Below are 25,703 nucleotides of genomic sequence, written 5' to 3' on the forward strand. Positions count from 1 at the left end.
AAAACTTGACCTGACACAGCCCTGGGAAAGGCGAACCATTACAGTGACTTTCATCCCTCCCCTTCTGACCCGGTCCGCGGTCGCCGGGCTCATTCGTTAGGCAAGCAGTGCCTGGGCCACTTCGCCGTCCTTGATGATTTTCACCGGACGAGCGCCGGCCAGCAGCGTCTTGTCCCAGTCAATCCCCAGCAGGTGATAAATGGTGGCCGCATAATCGGGCACGGTGAGCCCGTCAGCATCGACTTCGCTCCCGGTCGGGTCGGTTGCCCCGTGGATGCAGCCTTGTTTAACGCCGCCTCCGGCCATCACGATGCTGAAAACTTTCGGATAATGGTCTCGCCCGGCTGTGCCGTTGACCTTGGGTGTGCGTCCAAACTCGGTGGTCACGAGCACCAGAGTCGAATCAAGCATCCCACGCTGCGCCAGGTCCCTGATGAGGGCGGCGAAGGCCTGGTCAAATGCGGGCATCTGGCTGGTGACCCCCTGGCGGATATTATCGTGGTGGTCCCAACCGCCGTAGGTCAGGGAAACGAATCGCACGCCAGACTCGATCAGGCGCCGGGCCAGGAGCATCCGTTGGCCGGCCGCATTGTGCCCGTAGTCAGCGCGCAATTTCTCCGGCTCTTTCTTGAGGTCAAAGGCCTCACGCGCCTTGTCCGAACTCATCATGGCGTAGGCGCGCTGATAAAATGAGTCCATCCCTTCGAGCGCATCCGATTTCTCGATGGCGCTGAAATGCGCATCCACCACCGCCCGCATCGCGCGCCGCTCGGCAAAGCGCTTCTCGTCCACCCCGTTTGGCAGATTGAGGTCGCGCACCTTGAACCCGCGATTGGCCGGGTCTGCCCCGAGACTGAACGGCCCGTAAGCGGAGCCGAGATAGCCGGTGCCGGCGAAGGGGTTCGGTTGCGTCGGGATGCAAACATACGGCGGCAAATCATTCCGCGGCCCCAGCTCGTGCGACACGATGCTGCCGATGCTGGGGTATTGCACCGCAGGGCTTGGACGCCAGCCGGTGAACATGTTATGCGTCCCGCGGTTGTGGTCCGCTTCCCCGTGAGTCATCGAGCGGATAACACAGATTTTGTCGGCAATTTCCGCCGTTCGCTTGAGGTCTTCTGAAAAATAAACACCTTCGAGCTTGGTTTTGACCGTCCCCAGCGGCCCACGATACTCGATTGGCGCCAGCAGCTTCGGATCAAACGATTCCTGGGCAGCTATGCCTCCCGGCAGAAAGATATTGATAACCCCCTGAGCGCGGGCGCCAGTCCCCAAAGTTTCGGCCTGAAGCCGCATGGCATTGCCGAGGGTCAACCCGAGACTGCCTATCAAGCCGACAAAGAGGAATTCGCGTCGATTGGGGCGCCAGATGTGCTCGGGGCTATTGCAGAAGGAAGAGTAAGTTTCAGCCATAACATTTCCTCAAACGAACATTAAAACAATCTAACTTCCTATATCAATGTCATGCCTTCGATGAAAAGCAACTGCGTTCTTTGGGGTGCCCACCCCAGGCAGAATCCGAGGGAGCGTGGAGCGGGAGAACCTGTAGCGCAGGGGCGATAAGTTGTGGGGCTGCGCCTGCATAAGGCATAGGCGTTTAAGGGAACAGCAGTCCGGCGGCGTCCATCACGGCAGCACCATCCTGCGGGTGGTTTTGCCCGCAGCGCCGTGGGTTGAAAACTGCGGCGCCGCTCGAGGTCGGGCGAGCATGATCGAGGCGGCCATCAGGCCTAAAGCGCCGCAGGCCAGCCATAAGATCAATCGGCTGGTGGAGAACAGGAGCAGTCCCAGGCTCGGGCCGCACACAAAAGCCACTGCCCAAACAGTCCCGTAGGTCCCCATATAAAGGCCGCGCTGATGAGAGGGGGCAAGGTCGGCTACATAGGCGGCGGCCACAGGCATGCTGATCATCTCGCCCAGAGTGAATAGGGCCGTTGTCAGCGCCATTAAAGGAATCGTGCGCTCCAGGGCGTTCGAGGCGAAACCGGCCCCGATGAGCAGGAAGCCCAACGCCATGATCCGGCGGGCGGCAAATCGCCGGGTGATGGTGGTCAGCGGCAGTTCGCAGAACACCACCAGCACACCATTTAACGAAATGACGAGGCCATAAACTGAAGGCGCAAAACCGCTGCTGGTGATTTCAAGGCTCATGGTCGAGAACACTTGAACGAACACCAGCGCAACCAGCAACGCCGCACAAAGCACTTGGCGGAATTGCTTGTCCTCCCGCAGGACTCGGAAGGTTTCTCCCCAGGCGCTCTGGGCCCGGATGCCGCGCAATCCAGCCGGCAATGCGAACCAAGCCACCAATCCATAAAGAACCGAGGTGGCCGCGTCGCCGGCGAAAAGCCAGAAAAACGAATGCTTGGCCAACAAGCCCGCGGTCGCCGGGCCGAACGCCCAGCCGGCATTGAGCGCCATCCGGTAGCCCGAGAATGCCGTCACACGCTGGCCAGGCGGCACCAAATCCGCCAGCAAGGCGCTGCTGGCCGGGCGGTACAGTTCCCCTGTCAGGCCCGCCAGGCCCGCAAAAAGCACAATCGCCGACAGAGCGCGGGCCTGGGAGAGGCATAACATCGCCACAGCCACCGAGAACATCGAAAGCACAATCGTCTTGCGGCGCCCCAAGCGGTCCGCCAGATAGCCGCCCAAAATGCACGCCCCCAATGTGCCAACACCATAAGCGGCCATGGCCAGCCCAGCCTGCGCCGCCTTGTACCCCAGGCGTGTCAGGTAAATGGCCAGAAACGGCATCACAAAGGTCCCGAACTTATTCAGGAACGTGCCCAGAAAAAGCACCCACGCCCCGCGCGGCAGCGCCCGCAGATTCTCTCGAAGACCGGCTGGTCTCTGGCTCATATCAAGTTGGCTCAATGTGCAAATAAAAAACCCACCCGCCTTTCAGCGGGTGGGTTTGGGAAAATTGTTTTTGCTTACATCTCAGGAATCTGACCCCAACCGCTGTTACGGCGCCACATGCTAACTGGCAGAAGGCGCCAGCAAGCCACGGAGTGCGCGAACGTTTCGCGCAGGACGGGCGGCTTGGGTTGAGGCTGAATGATCATGCGCCGCTAAATTAATTCAACAAACGCGGCTGTCAAGGGCGGGTTAGGGCAGCGTGACGGCGCGAAAGAACTTTTGTGCCTCGGCGGCTGATTCAAAGAATTCAACCAGGCCATTGGTGGCGAGGAAGGTTGCCGCATCCTGCCACAGGGGCGGGTGGGTTGATTCCTGGACGGTATAATGCCAATCCGGTTGAGCCTTGAACGAAAAGTGAAAAGAGCCATCCGGCCAGCGGCTGGAATTGGTCAGGGTCACCGATGACGCGGGCGCCAGCGGCACGAAATCGAAGCTCTTGATGACAACCTCGGCCTCTTGATTATCCGTCGGCGCCGCCCCGTTCATGAGCCACAAATTGATTCGCACATTCTCATCCCCGGTCTGTGGCACGGCGAGCGAGTAAGCCCAGCTTGCCACGATGTTGCTGGCCGCGGGAACGGGCGAATAGCAGCCGCGCTGGCATTCAAAAGCGATGCGGTTGTTCTGCCAGGTAAACAGGTGCGTCGAGTTGGTCAGACCCGCCGGCACGGCGTAGCGGACCAGGTGGCCGGGCGGAGAATAAGGTTGCACGACGAATTGCGCGTTGTTCGGATCGGCTGCAACGCCCCAACGCGAGCATTCGACGTCGATTTCCCGATGGGTATAGGCCGGGTCATCACTCCAGGTGAACAGCCCAAGAACCACATTCGGGTTCAGATTATCCACACGCGAATTCAGCTCGAAACGGTAGCTGCCGTAGCCGAATGTTCGCGCCGACACGAGTTCGGCGCATTGCCACTGGTTCGAGCGGTTGGTTATCCTGGCGTGCAACTGTCCTTGAGCATCCACCCAGATGTTGCTGGCGCTGTCGGAGAAATAATTCGGACCGGGCCCCACGGGGCCCGCGCTGGTTTTGACCCGCCAATCGTATCCGGCAAAACTGAGCCAACGTGTGCCGGGCTGCTGACGCGTCACTACCGCGCTGCAGAGGGCCTGGGCGAAAACATTGGTGGGCAAGAAACTCAGCCCGCTGACACAAGGCTGATTAAAATTGGTGCTCACTACGAATGCGGCCACACGGCTGGCCAAAGCATCGTTGCCGCCAGTTGTGATGTCCGTGGTCCAGCTCCCATCTGCTCGAATCGCAGTCAATGGCGAGGCGCAGTACGGTTTCGAGTGCCAGCCGGCCCCAGGCACGTAAATGAAGACGGCCACCTTGTGGGTTGCGGGATCGACCTCCAGCACTTCACCAGCTAAACTGGCGGATGAACCATACGAGGGCAGATTGGTAATGACAATCGCAGGGGCCGCGGCAACAGAACAGCCAAAGAGAAGAGTTAACCAGAATATTTTCGGCATTTTTTGGCATTCACAAGCGCAATAGAAGCGAGAGTGTCTACCTCGCTACAACGGGGTACGCTTGTCCTTAAGGAACTGGACGTGGCCATCAAGCAGGACCCGGTTGCGGCCGCCTGGATGAATGGTGCGGCCTTTGAGGTCGGCCTGAACGCTGGGAACCGTTGAGGGAAAGTAAGGGTCCACAACCAACTCCACATCACAGGGACCGTTGATGACGCCGACCTGCGGGTCATTCGCCGCTTGCAAATCGACAACGGCTTGGACTTCGGTTTTGCCCCAGAAATCTTCCAAACCCACCGGGTCATCCGGGCGATCAAAGCGCCATGCCCAGTAGCGCGACACAAGGGTGTTGGTCAGGGCCGAAGTTGCCTGGGTACTCTGCAAAGCGGTGCCGGCGGGAGTGTTCAGCGCGGCGGTGCAAGCCCAAACCGTATCGAGGGCCCCGTATCCGCGCAGGGCGCTGGCAGCCCAGCCGGCGCGTGGGTCTGACGGAGGCCAGCTCGTCCAAGGCTTGTAGCCTCCCGGCAAGGTAGTTTTGAGGTCGCGCCGGTCCATAAACCGGTCCTGGTGGTCGTCCAGATACATCTCGAAGGCTAAGCCGATTTGCCTCAAGTTCGACAGGCAGGAGGCGCGCTGGGATTTTTGTTTCGCACCGGCCAGAGCGGGCAAGAGCATTGCCGCAAGGATCGCAATGATTGCGATAACCACAAGCAATTCGATGAGAGTGAATGCAAAACGCCGCCACTCCCTTGAAAGCCGGAGGCGGGGTTCAGGAATGCGCATGGCAACCCTTATTCAGCATAGTAGGCATGATAGAATAGACCGATGGAATTGCAAACAGGAACCGCGGGGGTGCGGGTCATTTTCCAAATGTTAGGAGGTTCTAACCGGATATTGCTCCTCTGAGAGCAAGAACCGGTGTACTACATTTTAACGACATGTCATCCAGAGTCTCCCTGCTAAACTCAAAGAGCTTGAAACTTGAACGGTCGCCTCATAAAACTCGAGTCTATTGGCGAGAAAAGACCAGGTTCAGCATTGGAGTGCTGGACAGGATTTCCTCGAACAGTGCTTGGGTCCGAGGCTGGCCCCCGTCGAAAGAAGTAATGCGTCATGTTTAAAACCCCCAAAGAGCAGGATAGGCCTATGAAACAGAATTCCATTGTATTGCGAAGGCTACGCACGGCGGCTGTTGGCGCGCTGCTAGCCGGTTCGCTTAGCCTTGTTCAGGCCCAAACCTACACCAATGTCATTTTAGGCCAATTCGATACTGCAGGTGGCGGGATTATTAACAGTTTCGTGCAGTGGTGGGGAGACCCGACCTGGGATCAATCCTGGGATGGGGCCGAGAATGCCACAACGACTCTTGGCCCGAATAACGCCGGGTCAGGCGCCGAAAAGATCGTCGTCCATTGGAATCAGACCACGACCCAGAATCAGCTCTGCATTTGGCAGGAAGTGGATGGCACGCAGAATTACTGGGTGGACCCGTCCCAGCGGGTCAATGGATTTTACTACGACCTGTCGTTCGATATCAAATTCGACCCGGCTTCGGCAAAAACCGCTGCCGGAGATTACGGGCACTTGCAGTTTGGTGTTTCGACGCCCACATGGAACCAGGTATGGCTATCGGATTTTCCTCATTTCAACAGCAACGGCTGGGCGCATATCACCTGCCCCATCGATGCCGCTACCCCAAATATCGACCAGATTACTGCCTTCATCATCTATTATCCGTGGCAGCCGGGCGCGATTAATGGCGACCAGACCTTCTGGGTGGACAATATTATCTTCCAAACGAACCTCACCAAGAACATAAGACCCCCAACGATGGGCCTCTCGCCTGTGAGCGGGCATCCCGGGTTGAACCTGGTCGCTGCCGCCGGACAATACTCGCGGGACAATATTGCCACTGCCAGTGGCGACTGGGGCTGGGTGGGTAACAGCGATTCCAAACCGGTCACCTACTCGTTCACCATCTCCGATTACCCGCCGGCTATCTATCAAGGTTTCCAGACCCATGTGTTCCTTGCTTCTTCTCCTGGAACGGAGAACTCGCCCGATTGGAATGAAGCCAACTGCGCCTTCCTGGATATCCAGGATCAGCTTAACGGCAGCGCCACGGCTACCTTCCGCTACAAGACCAATGAACCCAATAACAATAGCATGATGTACGGCGCCGGCGCACTGAGCACCATCACCGCTACCAACCCCATCGGGACCTGGACCTTGAGTTTCCTTCATGACACCAACGTCACCGTGACGGTCCCCGGGGGCGCCAGCACCAATTTCAACTTCCCGGACCTGGTTGCCGTGCAAAACGCTTTCCCGCCGCCGGTGACTGCGTATTTTGGCGTCCAACCAAATCAGACTGCCAATAGCGGTCAGCGCGTCACTCTGAGCCGCGTACAAATCTCGGCTGCAAGCACCATCGATGATAAGTTCACGGGGCCTGACCTCGACACGAACATCTGGATGCTAAGGGCGGATACGCCCCAGGACGTTTTCATCGTGAAAACCAACGACCTCTGGTGGCTCAACTGGACGCTGCCGGACCGTGGCTTTGATGTGGTGCAGGTCAGCCCCGATTTGAGCCCAGGCTCCTGGGTGGACACCACGCTCGCCAGTAATGCAATTGTCCAAGGTTCCTCGAAGGTCGTCAAAATCGACAGCACCGTGGTCCCTTCGACCAGCCATAGTTACTTCCGGATGGTGAAGCGCGTTCCGGTCAAACTCCAGGTGCTCATGCCGGGCGAAACGGCAGCTCCCAACACGCCCACCGGCAAGACGGGCACGCCTCTTCCTCAAAAAGTCGGCGTCAATTTTAATGTGATCGTCAATGCGGTGGATCAGGACTGGAACGTCATCCCAAGCGTCACCGATAATGTGACCTTTACCAGCAGTGACCCCAACTTTGCCCCGCCAATGGACGCGGCACTGGTCAACGGCACAGCAACGTTTAGCCCGTTTTTCGCCACCGCGGGCAGCCAAACACTTACCGCAACTGACACGGCTACCACCACTATCGCCCCGGGCACCGGGACGGCTACGACAGTCACCCCTTAAGGCCGTCTGTTTTAAACTAACCCGAAAGGCGCCGGGCATGGCCCGGCGCCTTTTTTCTTCCGGTCTCACCGTGATGAGACGAAGGGCCTGTAAGTGCAGGGGTCTGCATTGACAACTATCCACCGGCCATTACTCTGTTGAACAGCGCGAAGACGCCGTTGAGTCGAGCGCGAACCAATTCGTGGCTGAAAAAGACGATTATCTGATCGATATCCTGGTGGACCTCGGGTTCGTAACCCCAGATAGAGTGGCGGAACTCCGCACCGAGGCCAAGTCAGCGGGTGTGGGTGTAGTGGACCTGATGCTGGCCAATAAGGTCATCCGCCCGGCGGATGTTACCCAGGCCAAAGCGGCCCACTTCGGCGCCGAGGTGGTCAATCTCAACGACCTGAAAATAGCCGACGACGTTATCTCGACCATCCCGCGGCACATCGCGCGGAAATACAGGGTCGTGCCGGTCTATAAACACGACAGCTCCCTGACGGTGGCCTTAGCCGACCCATCCGACCTGGACACAATCGACAGCCTGCAGCATCTGCTGCACATGGAGATCACTTTGCAGGTCGCCTCCGAAGCCGACATCGAAACGGCCCTCAGCCGCTACTACGCCGAACGCGGCGGCACGGGCGCAATCATGTCTGACCCGCGTTACAAGGAGGCCATCGAGGACCTCACCCGCGAGCATGTCGAGATTGAAGCAGCCGCTGCGGGAGACGGTGGGGTTGTGGAAGCCGATGCGCCCCTCATCAAATTGGTCAATACGCTGATTGTTGATGCGTTTAAGCTGCGGGCTTCGGACATTCACCTCGAACCGCTCGCAAAAACCTTCCGGGTCCGTTACCGGATTGACGGCGTGCTGCATGAGATGAAACCTCCGCCCAAGCGGTTGCAGGCCGCTATCGTCAGCCGCTTGAAGATTCAGTCCAACATGTCCATCTCCGAGCACCGGATCCCTCAGGATGGCCGTATCCAGACCAGTGTGGGCAACAAACTGATCGATTTGCGCGTCTCCTGCCTGCCCACCAACCACGGCGAAAGCATCGTTATGCGTATCCTTGATAAAGAGGGTCTGCGCCTTGGATTGCCCGAACTTGGCTTCTTTACAGACGACCAGCAGACATTCGAGCGGCTGATTGCCTTGCCCGATGGCATCCTGCTCGTCACCGGCCCCACCGGCTCGGGCAAGACCACCACCCTCTATTCCTGCTTGCATTTCATCAACCGGCCCGACCGCAAGATCATTACCGTCGAGGACCCGGTCGAATACATCCTCTCTGGGATAAACCAGGTGCAGGTCAATGAAGCGGTCGGGTTGACCTTTTCCGCCGCGTTGCGTTCGATTCTCCGCCAGGCCCCCAACGTGATTATGATTGGGGAAATACGCGATATGGAAACCGCCTCGATAGCCATCAACGCATCGCTGACGGGGCACCTGGTCTTCTCCACGCTCCACACCAATGACGCGCCCAGCGCCGTCACCCGCCTCATCGACATCGGGGTCAAACCGTTCCTAGTGGCTTCCTCGACCCGCGCCCTGATGGCCCAGCGCCTGGTGCGCCGGGTGTGCAAGCAGTGCGCCATGCCGTATGTGCCCACTGAGGGCGAGATGAAGAGCCTCGGCCTGGACGCCGCCAGCACCCAGAACGCCTCCTTCCTGCGCGGCAAAGGCTGCGGCAACTGCAATAACACCGGCTTCAGGGGCCGCTTCGGCATTTTCGAGATATTCGTCATCGACGACGATGCGCGCAAGCTCATCTACGAGAAGGTGTCGTCGTCTGTCCTCCGGGTGCGCGCCCGGGAAATGGGAATGCGCACGCTGCGCGAAGACGGGATTCGCAAGGTCCTTGCCGGTTTGACTACCCCCGATGAGGTCATTCGCGCCACCGTGGGCGATGTGGATTGACCGTGACGTTTGTGCTTTCCCGCAGTCTAATCTCATGGCTAAATGAAGCTACTATTGAATTGAGTTAGCATGTCCTACTCGATGTCCGATCTCCTGCAGTTGGTCGTCTCTGAAGGCGCCTCCGACCTCCACATCCGTGTGGGGACTCCTCCCACCATCCGCGTTCATGGCATTCTCCATCGGGTCGAAGGTCCCGCTCTGGCTCCTGAAGGCACCGAGGAATTGATGCGCAGCATCACTTCCGAAGACCACATCCAGGGGGTGCGTGAACGCGGCGGAGCCGACTTCGGCTTCGCCTTCGGCGAGATGGCGCGCTTCCGTGTGAGCGTTTTTAAGGAGAAGGGCAACTTCGGCCTGGTCCTGCGCCAAATCCCCAGCAAACTCCTGACCATGGAGCAGATTGGCATTCCGCCCTCGGCCAAGGAGCTGCTCTACAAACCGCGCGGCCTGGTGCTGGTGACCGGCCCCACGGGTTCGGGCAAGACCACCACCCTGGCCTCGATGATTAACATCATCAACGAAGAGCGCGACGAGGCCCATATCATCACCATCGAGGACCCCATCGAGTATTATCACAAGCATAAGAAAGCCCTGGTCACCCAGCGCGAGATCGGCGTCGATGTCCCCAACTTTGCCGAGGCCCTGCGCCGGGCCTTGCGCCAGGACCCCGATGTGATTCTCGTCGGTGAAATGCGCGACCTCGAAACCATTGATGCGGCCATCACGGCGGCGGAGACGGGGCACTTGGTCTTTGGGACGCTCCACACGACCGGGGCGGCCAAGACAATCGACCGCGTCGTCAACGCCTTTCCCACCAACCAGCAGGAGCAAATCCGCATTCAGCTCTCGACGGTGATGCAGGCGGTCATCTCGCAGTTGCTCATCCCGCGTATCGACAAACCAGGCCGGGTTGCGGTGTTCGAGATCATGGTCAACACCCCCTCGATTGCAGCCCTCATCCGGGATAATAAATCGTTCCGCATCCAGTCGGACATCCAGACCGGCGCCAAATATGGCATGGTGACACTGGACTCTTTCCTCATCGATAAGTATCTTGCGGGTATGATCGCGCGCGAGGAAGTGGTGACCAAGGCCCAGGACCCGGTGACCATCCAGGCCAAGCTCCAGGAACTCGAGTTGGCCCAGGCCGTCGGCGCCGATACCGCCGGTTTAATGGAAGGAAAGACCTGATGGCCGAAGACATCTCAAATCCACTGCTGTCCCTGGTCAAAGAGCAGGGCCTGGTCGATGACCTGCAGTTCGAAGAGGTCGTTGCCGAGTTCAAACGCAGCGGCAAACCTGTCATCCAGATTCTACAGGACTTTGGCATCATGACCCTGGACGATATCCTCCAGGTCATTGCCAACCAACTCAGCACCGAGGTCGTCACTTTAGGCGATATCAGCCCTGAGGTCATTAAGACCATCCCGGCCAAAACCGCCCGCATGTATCAATGCCTGCCGGTCAACGTCGATGGCTCCAGCATTAAGATTGCCCTGGTCGATCCCCTCAACCCGGCGCGTGTGGATGAAATCGGTTTCCTTGTCAGAAAGGATGTCCAGCTCGTCGTTGCTGACCCCGCAGCCATTCAAAAGGCCATCGACAAATTCTACCCCGATGGCGCAGGGATTGATGACAGCTTTTCCGAGGTCCTCAAGGAACTGGGCATGGACAAGGATTTGGCCCGGGAAGCCACCATTGCCGTCGAGAATGCCAGCGCGATGGAAGACCTCGCCAACCAGGCCCCCATCGTCCGGTTCGTCAACCTGGTCCTCTTCCAGGCCGTTCAGGACCGCGCCAGCGACATCCATTTCGAACCTTTCGAGACTGAGTTTCGCATCCGCTACCGGGTGGACGGTGCGCTCTATGAGATGTCGCCTCCGCCCAAGCACCTGGCGCTGCCGGTCATCTCGCGCATCAAGGTGATGGCCAACTTGAATATCTCCGAACGCCGCCTCCCCCAGGACGGGCGCATCAACTACCCGATGGGCAGCAAGACCATCGATCTGCGCGTCTCGACCTTGCCGACCCAGTTTGGCGAATCGGTGGTGTTGCGTGTTCTGGACCGCAGCGCGGTGAACCTGGAAGTCGAGTCGCTGGGGCTGCCTAAAATGATCTACGAATACATGACCGAGGCCATCCTGCGGCCAAACGGCATCCTCGTCGTCACCGGCCCGACTGGCTGCGGCAAGACGACCACCCTTTACTCCTGCCTGCGCCGCGTCAATACGATGGATTCCAAGCTGCTCACGGCGGAAGACCCCGTCGAATACGACATCGAAGGCATCATGCAGGTCGCCATCAACGAAGCCGTCGGCCTGACCTTCAGCAGGGCCTTGCGCTCCTTCCTGCGCCAGGACCCCGACATTATCATGGTGGGTGAAATGCGCGACCTCGAGACAGCCCAGATTTCCATCCAGGCCTCCCTTACGGGCCACTTGGTGCTCAGCACCCTTCACACCAACGATTCGCCCGGCGCCATCACCCGTATGGTCGATATGGGCGTCGAGCCGTTCCTGATTTCATCCACCCTCATGGGCGTCCTCGGCCAGCGCCTGGTCCGCACCGTCTGCAAGAATTGCCGCACCCCCTTCGAGCCGACCGAAAACCAATTGGCCATGCTCAACCTCTCCCCGCATGACCTGGGCGAAAAGGTATTCTATTACGGGCGCGGCTGCTCGACCTGCAATGATACCGGCTATCGCGGGCGCAAAGGGATATTCGAGCTGCTGACCATTAATGACAGCATCCGGGCATTGATTAACGAGCGCGCCCCCACGGTAGTCTTGCGCCAAAAAGCCGTCGAGCTGGGCATGGTCACCCTGCGCGAAGACGGCTTGCGCACCATTTTCGACGGTGATACAACCATTGAAGAAGTTGTAAAGTACACGTGAACAAGAACTGGAGTAATCGAGTGATGGAGTGCAGGGTAGCTGCTCGCACCCACCGGAATCACCCCGCTACTCCATCACTTCAGTTCTGCATTACCCTGTTCTCTTCATATGCCTAAGTTCAATTACGTCGCCATGGACCAACATGGCAAGGAGACCAAGGGCACGCTCGAAGTCGCCAGCCAAAACGAAGCCATCAGCCGGGTTAAGGACATGGGCCTGTTCCCGACCAAGATCGTCGAGCTGGACAAGTCCAAGGACAAACCGGAGAAGGGCAAGCCTGCCAAGGCCAAAGGCAAGCCCAAGGGGAAGGGGATGAACATAAACATCAACATCCCCGGTCTGAGCGGCAGGGTGAAGAGCAAAGTGCTCGCCACGTTCACCCGCCAGTTGGCGACGCTGGTGGATGCCGGTTTGCCCTTGCTGCGCGGGTTGCGCGTCCTCGAAAAACAGGAAAGACATCCCACTCTCAAGAACATCCTCGGCGAGTTGGCCTTGTCCATTGAAGGCGGCAGCACCTTTTCCGAGGGCCTGGCCCAACACCCCAAGGTCTTCAATCGCCTCTTTGTCAACATGGTTAAGGCCGGCGAACTGGGCGGCGTGCTCGAAGTGGTCCTGAACCGCCTCTCCGAGTTCATGGAAAAGGCCCAGAAGATCAAGGGCAAGGTCATTGCCGCCATGTTCTATCCCTGCGCCGTGCTGGTCGTCGCCACCGGCATCCTAATGATCCTCATGGTGAAGGTCATTCCCTCATTCAAGGCCGTATTCGAGGGCATGTTGGAAGGCGCTCAATTGCCCGCCTTCACCCGGCTGGTCCTGGGCATCAGCACCATGGTTAAAGATCATATCCTCGAAACCATGGGCATTATCGCCGTTTTTCTGATCATCTTTAACCTCCTCATCCGCACCAAGCTTGGCCGCAGGCTCTGGGACAAATTCAAACTCAAAATGCCCGTCATCGGCCCGGTCATCAGCAAGGTCGCTATCTCGAGGTTCACCCGCACCCTGGGCACACTGGTCAGCAGCGGCGTGCCCATCCTCCAGGCCCTTACCATCGTCAAGGAAACCGCCGGCAATGTCATCGTCAGCAACGCCGTTGCCTCCGTTCATGAAAGCGTCAAAGAGGGCGAAACCATTACCGCCCCTCTCGAGGCCTCCGGCATCTTCCCACCAATGGTCATCAGCATGGTCGATGTCGGCGAGCAAACCGGCGCCCTGCCCGAAATGCTTCTCAAGATAGCCGATAACTACGATGATGAAGTCGATAACGCCGTCGCCGCCATGACTTCCTTGCTCGAACCGATCATGATCGTGTTCCTGGCCGTTATCGTCGGCAGTATTGTCATCGCCATGTTCATGCCCCTTATCGACCTCATGAACCGCGTCGGCGACTCCGGCGGCGGCAAAAATGGAGATTAAGGCGATCGGCGACTCGCGATTGGCCATCTGCTATGGGGGTTCCCCTCAGACCTCCAAAAAACCCTGCGCTTGGGCAGCTTTTGTCCAAGCGCTCTTGCTATGTTTCCCTCAAAAAGTTCAATTATTGAGTGCCCGCTGCCCCTGCTCTTGCTTGCCCACGCCTTTTTCATCCTTTTTTTGAACGAAACTTGTTGACAAATTCTGCGCCATGTGTAAATACATTGTAACGACATTGCATGGGCGAACGATATACAGCACCTGAGACTCTATGGAGTTTGATTGGAATAATCCGCCCTTCAATCTCGACAGCTCTTTGACCTTGCAGGAAATCGAAGAATCGTTTGAAGACCCCTTTGCGGTCCGCCTGCTGCCAGACTCGCCGAGGTTCTCGGCGCAGACCCGGTTTTTCAACCTGGGCATGACGGCCGGCGGGGCGGGAATCTTCAGCGTGTATCGCACCAACGGCAAACAAGTCCGGGTCATATTCGCCCGGCCATTTCAGCCCGAGGAGCGGTTCTTTTACCAGCGGAAGCTGGACCAGACCTTGGCGCAATGAGTCAGATGCAACCAATAGCCAAATGGGAAGACGTGCCCATCTTCGACAGCGAAGAGGCCGAAGCGAATTTCTGGGCCGAGAACAGGCCGGACCTGCGTTTGATGGAATCGGCGGTGGCCGGCAACTCCGATGGCGCCGAGTCGATAACCATCACGCTCCGGATGGACCCGCGTATGCTGGCGCGGATAAAGCGCCTGGCTCGGTCCAGGTATTTAAATTATCAGAGTATGATTAAGCAGTGGCTGAGCGAGAGGATGGAACAGGAACTCCGGGAACGGTAAGGGCTATGAACCAATCAAACCAATACGCGCGTCCGGGCCGGCGGTTCAACGTTGGATGTTCGATGTTGAATGTTCGATGTCCAACGCCTTCCCGTGCCAAAGCAGCCGAAAATCAAAAATCAAAAATCAAAAATCAAGAATCAAGCCTCCTCGCCTTCACCCTCATCGAGCTTCTGGTTGTCATTGCTATCATCGCCATTCTGGCGGCCTTGATCTTCCCTATTACCGGCGCCGTCAAGCGGGCCACCATCCGTTCCAGGGCGCGGGCAGAACTGCAAAACGTCCAGACGGCCATTGAGGCCTACAAAACCAAACTCGGCTATTACCCCCCCGCCTCCACCAACATCCCGTCCATCAACCCCCTCTATTACGAATTGATGGGAACGACTTACAATGATGCTGGGGGCGGAGTTTACACTACGCTCAAAGGGGAGGCGCAGATACGCGCCATGGATGTGCCCCGCGCTTTTGGCGTGGCCATTACCGGCTTCGCCAACTCGACGCGGCCCGGTGGCGGCGATGAAGCGCGCGCGGCGGTCGGCTTCATCCGGGAACTTAGGGCAGGACAATTCCTGACGATAACAAAGCCCGGCTCGAGCAGTCCCTCGTTTAACATTCTGGGCAGCGCGGTCGAGGGGCCGCTGATGTTCCCGGGCATTACCTCGGGAAAGATCAATCCCTGGTGCTACAATTCGTCCACGCCCACCAATAATCCCAATTCGTACGATTTATGGATTGATGTCCTTGTAGCGGGTCAGACCAACCGCATCTGCAACTGGAATCCGCAGTGGCTGGTAGTGTACTAGGCGTTTTATGTTCATGCTCTTCTCAACTCGGTCCGGCGCTCCTCGCAGGCGCTTGCGAGTCCGATGGCGCAACTGCGCCTGGCGCCCCCGCCTCTCGTTCCGCGCCCGCCCGCTCCCAAACCTTTTTGTTTTCGCGCCGCCGACCGGCTGCCAGGTTTTTCGCTCGGTCCGCGGACAATCCGCGTTGCGCGCATGGCACAGCGCTGTCCTGGCAGGCGCGCCCGGCACGGCCTTGGAGCTTGCAGCCGTTCAAACCTCGCCCGTTCATCATTCAACCAGCAATCCTCTTTATGAATCCTGTTTCTGATAGGGCTTTCACACCTGCGCGGCCACCGAGCAAGCGCCCGGCGCTGCTTTTCACGCGATGGCCATGGCGCGGCGGACGCGGGTTCACTCTCATCGAACTGCTCGTCGTTATCGCCATCATCGCCATCTTAGCCGCCATGCTGCTGCCGGCACTGGCCGCCGCCAAGCGGAAGGCAAAAGTAAAACAGGCCCAACTAGAAATCAGCCAGATAGCCGCCGCCATCCGCGATTACGAACAGGCCTATAATCGCTTCCCAATTTCGACTCTGTCCTACGGCCTGGCCGCCGCCCAGCACGAGGACTTTACCTATGGGGGGGTATTCCAAACCCCGACAGGACCTTTGACTCTCAAGCCAATCTTCGGCAACGCCGTTGTGTTCAATTCCGAAGTAATGTCCGTCTTGCTCGACATGGAATATTTCCCGGGCGCTCCGACGATACCGACAATTAACAAGGGTCATGTCAAAAACCCGCAGCGCACCCGTTTCCTTAACGCCAACATGGTAAATACAAACCAGCCCGGTATCGGACCCGACCTCGTCTATCGCGACCCGTGGGGCGACCCCTATATCATTACCATTGACTGCAACAGCGATGACAAAGCGCGGGATGCTTTTTATCGGCTTGCGGCGGTTTCGGCGGACCCGCTTTCCGTTTCCATTCCGAAAGCCGGATTGAATGGACTCATATACGGCGGAATCGACGCCAGCGGGCAGCCCTGCTACGAGGCCACTTCTCCTGTGATGGTCTGGTCGGCCGGCCCCGACAAGATGATCGACCCTGGCCACAACGCGAATTTTGGGGTGAATAAGGACAATATCCTGAGCTGGAAACAGTAAATTGTGAATGATCGACGGACAGTTGTACCGCAGTTCGAAGTTGGACGTTCGAAGTTGGACGTTGAATGTTCGAAATTTGAGGTTGGATGTTCAGCGCCTGGCGGCCAACGGACTGAACATCGAACATTCAACGTCGAACATTCAACATCGAACCCTCGCCGGCAGTTCAATGTTCAATGTTCAACGTTCAACGTTCAATGTTCAATGCCTCCCGGCGCCGAAGCAGCCGAAAATCAAAAATCAACCCCCCTCGCCTTCACCCTCCTCGAGCTCCTGGCCGTCATCGCCATCATTGGCCTCATCGCCGCCATCGCGGTGCCCACACTCAGCAAGTTCAGACCCAATTACAGCGCCTCGGCCACACGCCAGTTGCTCGATGACCTCGCCCGCGCCCGCCAACTGGCCATCAGCCAGCGCACAACGGTCTTTATGGTCTTTGTCCCCACCAATTTTTGGAATGACCCGGCTTTCAATCAGGCTTGGGCGGCCCTCAAGCCTTCCCGGTGCACCAATCTCCTGGCCAAGCAGGCCATCGGCTACAACTTCGTCTCCCTGCGCAGCATTGGCGACCAGCCGGGTCGGCCCACAGCCCGCTACCTGGGTTCCTGGAAAACCCTTCCGGAAGGCGCTTTCATTGATCCATTGAAGTTCGCTCCGAACAATTACTTCTTCTGGGTGTACACCAACGACGCCAACCTGAACCCGGTCCCTGGCTTTCGCGTCGCTGGCTTTGACGAAACCACTTCAATCCCTTTCCCGTCGGAGGATGCCCCCGTAGCAAGGCCGCGCGCGCCCTATGTTACCGTTCCATTTATTGCATTCGATTACACCGGGGCTTTGGTCTCGGGCGACCCGCGATTTCCTGAGGTCATTCCTTTGTCCCGTGGCGTTGTCTCCTTTGCGCACGGCCCGGACCGCCGGCCAACCGAGGCGGTGCCCTCCTTTACCGAGCAACCGGTCGGCAACGCAACCAACGGCGCCAGCTTTAGCCTGGTTTATATCGACAGACTCACCGGGCGCGCCCGGGCCGTCCAAGCGGAGGTCAGATGAAGACGGGCAACCATTGCGAAAGACCGCTGCCGATGAACCGGCGCAGCCTGCTGGCCTTTACGATGATCGAGATCGTCATCTCCCTGGCTGTCATCGGCTTCGCCCTGGTGGCCATCATCGGCGTGCTGCCCTTGGGCATGGACGTGCAAAAACAGAACCGGCAGGAAACGATCATCAACCAGGACGCCAGCGTATGGTTGGACGCCCTGCGCAATGGCCAACGCGGCATGGATGACCTGACCAATTACGTCATGGCCGTTACGAACTTCGGCGCGAGTTACAATGCCGCCGGCCAGTTTGTCACGCGGCGAACCGATTGGTACACGCCCACCAACTCGTCCATGAACCCCCAGTTCCCGCTTACTAATGGGTTCCGCATCGTTGGGTTGCTCAGCACACCCAAGATTATATTCCTGCCCAGTGGCCCACGCGGCCAAAGCAGCGGTTTTTACAGCAACCATTTCGTCGCCTATGTCCGTTCGCTGAGCGGCCCAGCCAGCGAAAAACCTCCGCAAACCAACTCGACGGTTCAGGACCTCGCTCTCAGTTACAAAATGATCACAGAAGTTGGCCCGTATGGGGTCGATTTCTTCGGACCCAATGGCGCTTTGGGACCGCAGTATTGGGACCCGGCTTTGACCAACTGGACGAATCCGCAGATTTCGACCAACGAAAGAATTGCCCGGTTCAACTACTCGGTAGTGAACAGTAATCTCCAAGCGAACCTGCACGAGATGCGCCTGACCTTTCGCTGGCCGTTGCTGCCGGGCGGCACCAATGGGCCGGGCTACCAGATGTATCGCGCGACCGTTGGCGGGTCGATTCAGGGCACGAACCTCCCTGGATTCCCTCTCATCGAACAGCGGCTCTATTTCGTCACACCCGGGACCTACGTGCTAGCGCAACCAGGAATCTACTGACAGCGCCGTGAAAACGAACAGGACATTTAGCGCCTCCCCGAAACTCCGCAGGGGCGATCTGTCTATAGCCGCCGGACGCACCCTTTGCTCTTTGTTTGAGGACCGCGCCAAAGGTCGCGCCAGCGTCTTGGACTGCGGTAGTCCTCTACCGCTTTTGCCAACCTTGCTCAGCCAGAACCATGCAAGGCCAGAGGCCCAAGGCCTCGCTTATACCAGCCCAGGGCAACGCCCTGGGAAAGGTGAACCATGCTCCCGTTTGCAGGCCAACGGCCTGCCTTATAGGTCGAGCCATGAGGCAGGCCGTTGGCCTGCAAACACCCACGCTTATGCCTGTTCCCAGGGCGCTGCCCTGGGCTGGTATGAAGGACGCCTTTGGCGTCATTGCGCTCTCTCCGCTTTCTCCCTCATCGAGCTAATGATCACCATGGGCCTGCTCACCCTCATCGTCCTGGGGCTGATGCTCATGTTTAACCAGACCCAGCGCGCCTTCCGCATCAGCATGACCCAAAGCGATGTCCTCGAAGCGGGCCGCGCCACCATGGACATGGCCGCCCGCGACCTCAGCCAGATGACCCCGTCGCAATATCCCCTCTTTCAATCGCCCTTCGGCGGATACTGGCAGGTGACCAATTTCTTCGTCGAACTCTCGCCTTCGATGTTGCCTTTGGAGCAGCAACTCCCAGGCAACCCATCCGACCGCACCAACGTCATCCAGCGCTTCTTTTTCCTGTCCAAGGTCAACCAGGACTGGATTGGCGCCGGTTACCAGGTCCTGCCGGATGATACGAGCGGCGCAGTGGGTGCGCTCTATCGCTTTTCGATGACCAATTACCCGAGGTTCAGCCCAATCACCCTCAGCGCCAATTTTCAGGTTGTCTCCCGCATTGCGCTGAGACTAGCGGCTCTGGGATTAACGGTGACTAACGCCGACCGCATAGCCGATGGGATCGTTCATTTGCGCCTGCGCGCCTTTGCCAATAACGGCTTTCTCATCGTGCCGGACCGCATTACCGGAACTAACGGCGTGTTCCTCGCGTCTGCCCCGTATGGGCCATACACCAACGTCTGGAATACCACCGCGTACGCATCCCTGCCCTTGGCGGAGCAGGCGGCCTGCTATTTCACCAGCAACGCCGTGCCGGCCTATGTCGAGCTCGAATTGGGGATTCTCGAACCGCAGATTCTCCAGCATTACCTCTCCATCCCCGTCATGAGCGCCCGGCTCGATTACCTCTCCAATCATGTCGCCCAGGTCCACCTGTTCCGCCAGCGCATCCCGGTCGTCAATGTTGATAATACCGCGTATCCATGAAACTTTCTCGTCGAGGCGGCTTTGGCCGGCATGATAATTTGTGGCGCAGGCGTCCTCGCCTACGAGTGACCCGGCCGTCTCGCCCGGTTGTCCCGGAGGGACAACCCGATAATAGCCCAACGCTTCAGCGTTGGGTTGAATCCCGCGCGCCAAACAGTCCCGGAGGGACGGCTGACCCACTGGCCCGCATTTTCAACCGTCCCTTCGGGACTTGGACCACCGCTCGGCCCATCTCCAACGCTAAAGCATTGGGCTATTCTCAAATGTCCCTTCGGGACAAGCATCACTCTCGTTCTATGGCAAATTGCCGCGTGGATGTTCGCGGGCTTAATCGCCCCAAGTCCCAACAAGGCATTGCCCTGGTCATCACCCTCATCCTGCTGTCGGTTATCACCTTCATGGCCATCGCCTTCCTGGTCCTAAGCCAGGGCCAGAAGGGAAACGTGGCCACCTACACCGACCAGTCCCTGGCAAAGCTCGCCGCCGATACCGCGTTCCAACAGGCCCAAGCCCAGTTAATGGCCCCTATACTGGCCTATACAAACCCGTTCGCTGTGGGCCTGCTGGTCTCGACCAATTACGTCAATCCAGCCGGGTTCTTCCCTGGCCTATCCAGCCCGACCAACGTTAATTATGATTTCGTTTCTGGCACCCTCGCGCCGCTCACCCAGGCCCAGCAACTGCAGAATCTGACGAACCTGCTGTTCAGTCCGCGTCCCCCAGTCTTCATCTCCAACCCCGTTACCGGGAGCAATGATTTCCGCTATTACCTGGATTTGAACCGGAATGGGTTCTTCGAACCCACAGGCTGGCTGTATGTTACCAACGCGCTGGGCCGGAATTTCCCCGACAGCAGCGGAAATCTGGCAAATAGTTACTTCACAGGCGACCCGCAATGGATCGGCGGCCTGGCCTTCCCGGACCGGCCCCACTCGGCCAATAACGAGTTCATCTATCGCTACGCCTACCTCGTCGCCCCCGCGAGCGAGACGATGGATATCAATTATATCCATAATTATGCAAAGAATCTCTCGCCTGCCACCATGCCGCCGGGAACCGACAGTTTATTCCGAAACCAGGGCGTTGGCACCTGGGAGATCAATCTCGGCGCGTTTTTGGCCGACCTGAATACTAACCTTTGGGACAACGGCGCCGCCCCGTATAATTACCGGGGAGCGCTGCCCACGCTGGCAAATACCGGCGCCGCTTTTGATGATGCCCTGGCTATTCTGAAGTATCGCTATAATGGCAGCAAAAACACCCTTCATACTGTACGGGGCCTTTTTGGCGTAATTGGCGCCAACGCCTTCGGCAGCGATTACATCGATGGCTATTCGGATGGACCTTTGATGACCAATACCTGGTGGCCCGCTCCCCCTGATGCCGACTTCAACAGGGTAGGGACACTCGCTTGGTCCGGGGATAATAACACCAATCATATCTTCAGCATGCAGGAGCTGTTCGATCGAACAAAGTTCCTGGTCCCAGGCAGTGCCACATTCAGCGATCGGCTCGCAGCGGCTGGAACAAACGTCGATTCCTACAACCGCTACACTTTTTATCGCCTGCTCTCCTCGTTGGGGACCGAGTCGGCGCCAGAATCAGGCAAGATCAATTTAAATTACAAGAACGTGGATAACTTCGGGAACGTGGTGCCGAACATCGCCACGAATTTCATCCCTTGGACCAATGCGGAACAATTTGTGACAAATGTGGCCACCCGCCTGATGGCCAACGCGGGGTATAGCGTGGGCATCGGATTGACCAACCTGCTCTATAAGGACAACAATGGAACGACCGAATTGCGCATCCAGATTTGGCCAACTAACTTCTACACTGCGAGCGTGCACCGGTATTTGCAACTCGCGGCTAATATCTATGATGCGACAACAAATCGCACCTTTCTTAGCACCTATCCATTTTGCCCCACGGTGCTTCGGCCGGTATTCCGAAGGTTACCTCCCCAAACCTTCCAGACGCCGTTTGGGCCAACGAATGTCAATGTAGTAATGATTGTGGGATACGCTGAGGTTCTTGATGCCAGTATGGTGAGAGGCCCGAGGATTCCTCTCCAGGTCGATCTGGCAAACACAACCCAAATCCAGCAAGACATTCCTCTGATTGGATTGCCCTTCCGGGGGGTCAACGCGGAGCCAATGGTCTCTGGCGTACCCATGGTGATTGGTGCTAAAAAGGGATTCCCAAATTTCAACGAATTCTCGATGCAGACATATTTCTACGTCTCCCGCCTGCTGGAGTTCCGTCGGAACCAGATCAATGGCCCGGTCACCCAAACCAATGTGATGTATGTTGCCACCATCACCAACATCTTCGGACTGGAAGCTTGGAATTCATACCAGCCCGCCTATACCCGCAATCTTGAGTTGATTGCCGCTCCGGATATGAGGGCTATCCTGACCAATACCAATGACGCCGGGAGGGGCAGCCTTTTGCTCAGCAACACCGCTCCTGTCCTGGGTGTGAGGACGAATATAGGAACATGGCCGGGATGGACCAACGTCGGCTTGGCGCAATACTCCTTCGTTCTCCCGTATGGGACAAATGCCAACTTCTTTTACCTGCCTGAGTCGTCATACGTGGACAATAACGGACGCCCTTATTTCGAACAACCGATGACTCATATCTTCCCTGTTGTTGATCGAGGCAAATTCCCCGTGCCGCGCTGGTCACTAACCTTAAATACCCGGTTGGTGTTTGCCCTGGTCGATACCGCTGCGAATAGGATTGTGGATTATGTCAACCTGAACAATTGGGACCCGCCGCTGGACATTAACAGTACATTAATTTACGGCGCAGATTGCAGCGGAAATCCTTCGAGTTACACCGACCCAGGCGCGCAGTGGTGTACCAACCGGCAGTTCAATTTGCCAACCACACCGACCCAGGGAATCCTCAACCAGATTGGGGTTTGTATGGCGCTGAATGGGCAACTCCCCCCGCCAGCCAGTTTCAACCAGGATCCTTACTTGGGATTGGATGGCGAGTCAGCCATAGACTTTTTCCGTTACAATTTAAAAGGATGGGGTCCTGCATTCACACAAGACAATGGCAAGGTCTTTTATCGCTCGAATATCTTCTATGCACCTTACGATCCCTATCGCCCAATATTCATCCATACCACTTGGCAGGCTAATGATCCTCTGGTGCATTACACGATAGGCGACCTAACTGACTTGGTCAGAACCAACGTAGATTTTTTCAGCCGAGTGCCGCCTCTGGATAACCTGGGTCAGATTAACAACCGCTACCAGCCTTGGGGCGGAAACCCGCTCGGCGGCAGCACACCCAGCATCCCGGCGACGCAAATGGCCGCTAAGGACCCCCTGGTTACCCGCTCCGATGCTTGGGATTTCCCAACTAACAAATTCCCGAACGTAGGCTGGCTCGGGCGCGTCCATCGCGGAACGCCCTGGCAGACGATTTTCCTCAAATCCACAAACATTCTATTCCAGGCTGGATACACCCAGCCGGGCATGTTGCAGAGCCTGGGTGCCTGGCAGGCGTGGTCAGGGAACCCGGTCACAAATATCAATTGGGGGCAGTTCTCGAATCTCCCCTATTTTGGCCTTAGCTCGACCAATCCGTTGGGGGGCATCGTTCAAGACGCCATTTTCACCTTGCCTACAAACGATTGGAGGATTCTGGACCTGTTCACAACCTCGTTCAACGACAACGCAGCCCGGGGCAAGCTCTCAGTGAACAATACAAACCTGGCTGCCTGGTCGGCGGTCCTGGGCGGAGTCAACGTGATGCCGGACTTGACGGCGAATGGCTTCATCACACCGGCGGGACCTTATAGTCTGACAGCCCCACTGCCACCACTCGTCCAGGTCGTCAATGGAATCATCAATTCCCGAACGAATTTCCCCAATAATTATTACCAGAAACTGGGAGACATTCTCGCGACGCCGCAGCTTACGGTTGCCTCGCCTTACCTGGTGGGGAACCCCGGGTTAATGAACGATGCGGTCGTCGAGCGCATTCCGCAGCAGATTCTGGGATTGCTGCATGGGGGCGATGCGCCGCGCTTTGTCATTTATTCCTACGGCCAGGCCTTGAAACCGGCGGCGCATTCGCTCGTCACCAGCGGGGCGTACCTCGATTTGTGCACCAATTACCAGATCACCGCCGAGTCGGCCACCCGGGCCGTCGTGCGCATCGACGGGCTCCCGAATAATCCCCACGCCGTTGTCGAGAGCTTTAACGTGCTGCCGCCGGATTAATTGTTAGCGAATCTAAGACCCGCAACCCAACCCCCTTGATTACCCCCTCCCAGCTATCGGATGTGTCCCCTGCCCGGGGAGCGCGCCCGCCTCGGGCGCAGCCGGCGCCCCCCTCGGCGCTCGCACGGACGTACGGACGGTTGCACCTTTTGGTTTGCCCGTCCGACATCCTGTTCGGCCCCGTTCTTTCTCATGAACCGCATGATGCAGAAAATGCAGGCGCGGCGCGGCGAACCAGGTGATGTCCCGCAAAACGAGTCTCGAAGACTCCTGTTTAAGTCAATTAAAGTCAAAGTAAGTCATAGTAAATCAAACTTAAAAAATACCGCCGATACCATACCTTATCCTTTCACTTATGATTAGAACTCCCGCTCAACCCGAGCACTAATTAACTCTCTTTCGATGCGTTCGGCCCAAAATCTGTTTATATGCGCTGGCGACCCTGGATTTGGCTTTCGATAAGCTTGCTGTGTTTCCTTGGGGCGGCCTATTTCTGGCACCTGGGCGATGAGTGGGCGGCTCAAAAGAAGGCGGCCTCTTCGCTGTCGCAAACCAACCAGCCTTCGGCTGAGCGTCCCAAAGCCGCGGCGCCCGCTCCGGCGATGACCAATGCCCGCCTGTTGAGCCAGCCGGACCATCTCAGCTCGTCCACCACCAAATCCCACGCGTCTGCGCAGGTGGCTTACCGGCTGAGCAACACGACCAAGAGGTTGGGCGAGTTGGCCCGCAGCGACAAAGCCATTCTGCTCCAAAACGCGCTTCTTGATACAGGCGAGCCGGCCAACCTGGCCATTCCCGAACAACTCCGGGCCAAAGGCGACCCGGGCGCATACATCGTCCAGGCGCGCGGCCCGATCGACAATGCGTTCCGGGCATTGCTCAAAGCGCAAGGGGCCACCGTGGTGGCTTATGTGCCCAATAACGGCTTCCTGGTGCGGGCGCCGGAGGCGGTCTCGGAAGGGCTTGCCAGCCAGTCTGACGTGCAGGCGGTGGTGCCATACGAGCCGTATTACAAACTTCAACCTTCGTTGCTGGCATTGGCGGTGCAACAAAAGAACCTGCCAGACAACACGACACTGAATTTGCTGCTGTTTGCCGATGCGCACGACTCGGCTCTGGCGGCTCTGCAACAATTAGGCGCCCAGGTCCTCAGCGAAGACCGCTCTCCGTTCGGGCCGGTGGTCAGGGTGCAACCGCCAGTCGATAGTCTGCCGGCCCTGGCGGGCATCCCCGGTGTCCATGAGATCGAACTGGCCCGGACGCGGGTATTGGCAAACGACCTGAGCCGCGCCGCGGTGGGCGTGGCCGCCGACAGCGTGACGCCCAATAACTATCTGGATTTGCAGGGCCTGGGCGTGATGGTTGCGGTGAGTGATACCGGGGTCGATTCGACCCATCCGGACTTGGCCAACCGTGTTCTGTTTGATGTGCCAGCCGCCGGGTTAGACACAAACGGCCACGGCACCCACGTGGCCGGCACGATTGCAGGCGACGGCACCGAATCAACCACCGTGACCAACGCCGAGGGCTCGATCATGCCCGGCACCAACGGCCAGTTCCGCGGCATGGCGCCCCAGGCAACCCTCTTCTCCATGGATTTGAACCGGCCTGATTTCGACCTGCAACAAACCGCCGCGCGAACCAACGCGGTCATCTCGAATAATTCGTGGACCTACGGCGACGCGGCCTACGACCTGGCTGCCGCCAGCTAC

At 57.9% G+C, this 25,703-nt stretch carries 18 protein-coding genes; 14 read left to right on the forward strand and 4 right to left on the reverse strand.

The features are described 5' to 3' along the window. Window positions 1–96: 96 nt before the first annotated feature. The 4 genes from VG146_11000 to VG146_11015 form a co-directional block, all read right to left on the reverse strand. Complete coding sequence (locus tag VG146_11000) at window positions 97–1,413, reverse strand: DUF1501 domain-containing protein (GenBank protein ID HEV2392873.1); 1,317 nt, start codon at window positions 1,411–1,413, stop codon at window positions 97–99. A 213-nt stretch (window positions 1,414–1,626) separates the two neighbouring features. After that, complete coding sequence (locus VG146_11005; GenBank protein ID HEV2392874.1) at window positions 1,627–2,859, reverse strand: MFS transporter; 1,233 nt, start codon at window positions 2,857–2,859, stop codon at window positions 1,627–1,629. A gap of 249 nt (window positions 2,860–3,108) precedes the next feature. After that, window positions 3,109–4,398, reverse strand: coding sequence for a hypothetical protein (locus VG146_11010; protein HEV2392875.1), 1,290 nt, complete (start codon window positions 4,396–4,398; stop codon window positions 3,109–3,111). Window positions 4,399–4,443: 45 nt separating this feature from the next. Continuing rightward, window positions 4,444–5,181 (reverse strand): prepilin-type N-terminal cleavage/methylation domain-containing protein, encoded by a 738-nt coding sequence (locus VG146_11015; GenBank protein ID HEV2392876.1) that lies wholly within the window; start codon window positions 5,179–5,181, stop codon window positions 4,444–4,446. A 363-nt stretch (window positions 5,182–5,544) separates the two neighbouring features. Here VG146_11015 and VG146_11020 point away from each other — a divergent pair, with 363 nt between their 5' ends. The 14 genes from VG146_11020 to VG146_11085 all read left to right on the forward strand — a co-directional run. Further along, window positions 5,545–7,464, forward strand: coding sequence for a hypothetical protein (locus tag VG146_11020; GenBank protein ID HEV2392877.1), 1,920 nt, complete (start codon window positions 5,545–5,547; stop codon window positions 7,462–7,464). 181 nt (window positions 7,465–7,645) lie between these two features. Further along, window positions 7,646–9,367 (forward strand): ATPase, T2SS/T4P/T4SS family, encoded by a 1,722-nt coding sequence (locus tag VG146_11025; protein HEV2392878.1) that lies wholly within the window; start codon window positions 7,646–7,648, stop codon window positions 9,365–9,367. Window positions 9,368–9,436: 69 nt separating this feature from the next. Beyond that, window positions 9,437–10,558, forward strand: coding sequence for a type IV pilus twitching motility protein PilT (locus VG146_11030; protein HEV2392879.1), 1,122 nt, complete (start codon window positions 9,437–9,439; stop codon window positions 10,556–10,558). Beyond that, window positions 10,558–12,261 carry a GspE/PulE family protein gene (locus VG146_11035; protein HEV2392880.1) on the forward strand — a complete coding sequence of 568 codons (1,704 nt, stop codon included), beginning with the start codon at window positions 10,558–10,560 and terminating at the stop codon, window positions 12,259–12,261. The genes VG146_11030 and VG146_11035 overlap by 1 nt, the downstream gene beginning before the upstream one ends. A gap of 108 nt (window positions 12,262–12,369) precedes the next feature. Continuing rightward, window positions 12,370–13,677, forward strand: a complete 1,308-nt coding sequence (locus VG146_11040; protein HEV2392881.1) for a type II secretion system F family protein — start codon at window positions 12,370–12,372, stop codon at window positions 13,675–13,677. 268 nt (window positions 13,678–13,945) lie between these two features. Continuing rightward, on the forward strand, window positions 13,946–14,233 hold the full coding sequence (locus VG146_11045) for a hypothetical protein (GenBank protein HEV2392882.1): 288 nt from the start codon (window positions 13,946–13,948) through the stop codon (window positions 14,231–14,233). After that, window positions 14,230–14,514 carry a CopG family antitoxin gene (locus VG146_11050; GenBank protein ID HEV2392883.1) on the forward strand — a complete coding sequence of 95 codons (285 nt, stop codon included), beginning with the start codon at window positions 14,230–14,232 and terminating at the stop codon, window positions 14,512–14,514. Before VG146_11045 ends, VG146_11050 begins: the two co-directional genes overlap by 4 nt. Window positions 14,515–14,519: 5 nt before the next feature. After that, window positions 14,520–15,320: a prepilin-type N-terminal cleavage/methylation domain-containing protein gene (locus VG146_11055; protein ID HEV2392884.1), complete on the forward strand. Its 801-nt coding sequence runs from the start codon at window positions 14,520–14,522 to the stop codon at window positions 15,318–15,320. A 290-nt stretch (window positions 15,321–15,610) separates the two neighbouring features. Further along, window positions 15,611–16,465, forward strand: coding sequence for a prepilin-type N-terminal cleavage/methylation domain-containing protein (locus VG146_11060; GenBank protein ID HEV2392885.1), 855 nt, complete (start codon window positions 15,611–15,613; stop codon window positions 16,463–16,465). Window positions 16,466–16,669: 204 nt separating this feature from the next. Further along, the gene (locus VG146_11065) at window positions 16,670–17,515 is read left to right on the forward strand and encodes a prepilin-type N-terminal cleavage/methylation domain-containing protein (protein ID HEV2392886.1); all 846 of its coding nucleotides are present in this window, start codon (window positions 16,670–16,672) and stop codon (window positions 17,513–17,515) included. Further along, a complete protein-coding gene (locus VG146_11070) occupies window positions 17,512–18,435 on the forward strand; it encodes a type II secretion system protein (GenBank protein HEV2392887.1) in 924 nt (307 codons plus the stop codon). Before VG146_11065 ends, VG146_11070 begins: the two co-directional genes overlap by 4 nt. 154 nt (window positions 18,436–18,589) lie before the next feature. Then, window positions 18,590–19,747 (forward strand): hypothetical protein, encoded by a 1,158-nt coding sequence (locus VG146_11075; protein HEV2392888.1) that lies wholly within the window; start codon window positions 18,590–18,592, stop codon window positions 19,745–19,747. Window positions 19,748–20,043: 296 nt separating this feature from the next. Next, complete coding sequence (locus VG146_11080) at window positions 20,044–23,991, forward strand: hypothetical protein (protein HEV2392889.1); 3,948 nt, start codon at window positions 20,044–20,046, stop codon at window positions 23,989–23,991. 428 nt (window positions 23,992–24,419) lie between these two features. After that, a partial coding sequence (locus VG146_11085) for a S8 family serine peptidase (protein HEV2392890.1) occupies window positions 24,420–25,703 on the forward strand: 1,284 nt, incomplete at its 3' end.

Source organism: Verrucomicrobiia bacterium, assembly GCA_035946615.1.
In the GTDB taxonomy this organism is placed as follows: domain Bacteria; phylum Verrucomicrobiota; class Verrucomicrobiia; order Limisphaerales; family UBA8199; genus DASYZB01.

Excerpts from the sequence above, each read along its gene's own strand:
- VG146_11000 (HEV2392873.1), bottom strand. The coding sequence starts at position 1,413 with ATGGCTGAAACTTACTCTTCCTTCTGCAATAGCCCCGAGCACATCTGG.
- VG146_11005 (HEV2392874.1), bottom strand. The coding sequence starts at position 2,859 with ATGAGCCAGAGACCAGCCGGTCTTCGAGAGAATCTGCGGGCGCTGCCG.
- VG146_11010 (HEV2392875.1), bottom strand. The coding sequence starts at position 4,398 with ATGCCGAAAATATTCTGGTTAACTCTTCTCTTTGGCTGTTCTGTTGCC.
- VG146_11015 (HEV2392876.1), bottom strand. The coding sequence starts at position 5,181 with ATGCGCATTCCTGAACCCCGCCTCCGGCTTTCAAGGGAGTGGCGGCGT.
- VG146_11020 (HEV2392877.1), top strand. The coding sequence starts at position 5,545 with ATGAAACAGAATTCCATTGTATTGCGAAGGCTACGCACGGCGGCTGTT.
- VG146_11030 (HEV2392879.1), top strand. The coding sequence starts at position 9,437 with ATGTCCTACTCGATGTCCGATCTCCTGCAGTTGGTCGTCTCTGAAGGC.
- VG146_11035 (HEV2392880.1), top strand. The coding sequence starts at position 10,558 with ATGGCCGAAGACATCTCAAATCCACTGCTGTCCCTGGTCAAAGAGCAG.
- VG146_11040 (HEV2392881.1), top strand. The coding sequence starts at position 12,370 with ATGCCTAAGTTCAATTACGTCGCCATGGACCAACATGGCAAGGAGACC.
- VG146_11045 (HEV2392882.1), top strand. The coding sequence starts at position 13,946 with ATGGAGTTTGATTGGAATAATCCGCCCTTCAATCTCGACAGCTCTTTG.
- VG146_11050 (HEV2392883.1), top strand. The coding sequence starts at position 14,230 with ATGAGTCAGATGCAACCAATAGCCAAATGGGAAGACGTGCCCATCTTC.
- VG146_11055 (HEV2392884.1), top strand. The coding sequence starts at position 14,520 with ATGAACCAATCAAACCAATACGCGCGTCCGGGCCGGCGGTTCAACGTT.
- VG146_11060 (HEV2392885.1), top strand. The coding sequence starts at position 15,611 with ATGAATCCTGTTTCTGATAGGGCTTTCACACCTGCGCGGCCACCGAGC.
- VG146_11065 (HEV2392886.1), top strand. The coding sequence starts at position 16,670 with ATGCCTCCCGGCGCCGAAGCAGCCGAAAATCAAAAATCAACCCCCCTC.
- VG146_11070 (HEV2392887.1), top strand. The coding sequence starts at position 17,512 with ATGAAGACGGGCAACCATTGCGAAAGACCGCTGCCGATGAACCGGCGC.
- VG146_11080 (HEV2392889.1), top strand. The coding sequence starts at position 20,044 with ATGGCAAATTGCCGCGTGGATGTTCGCGGGCTTAATCGCCCCAAGTCC.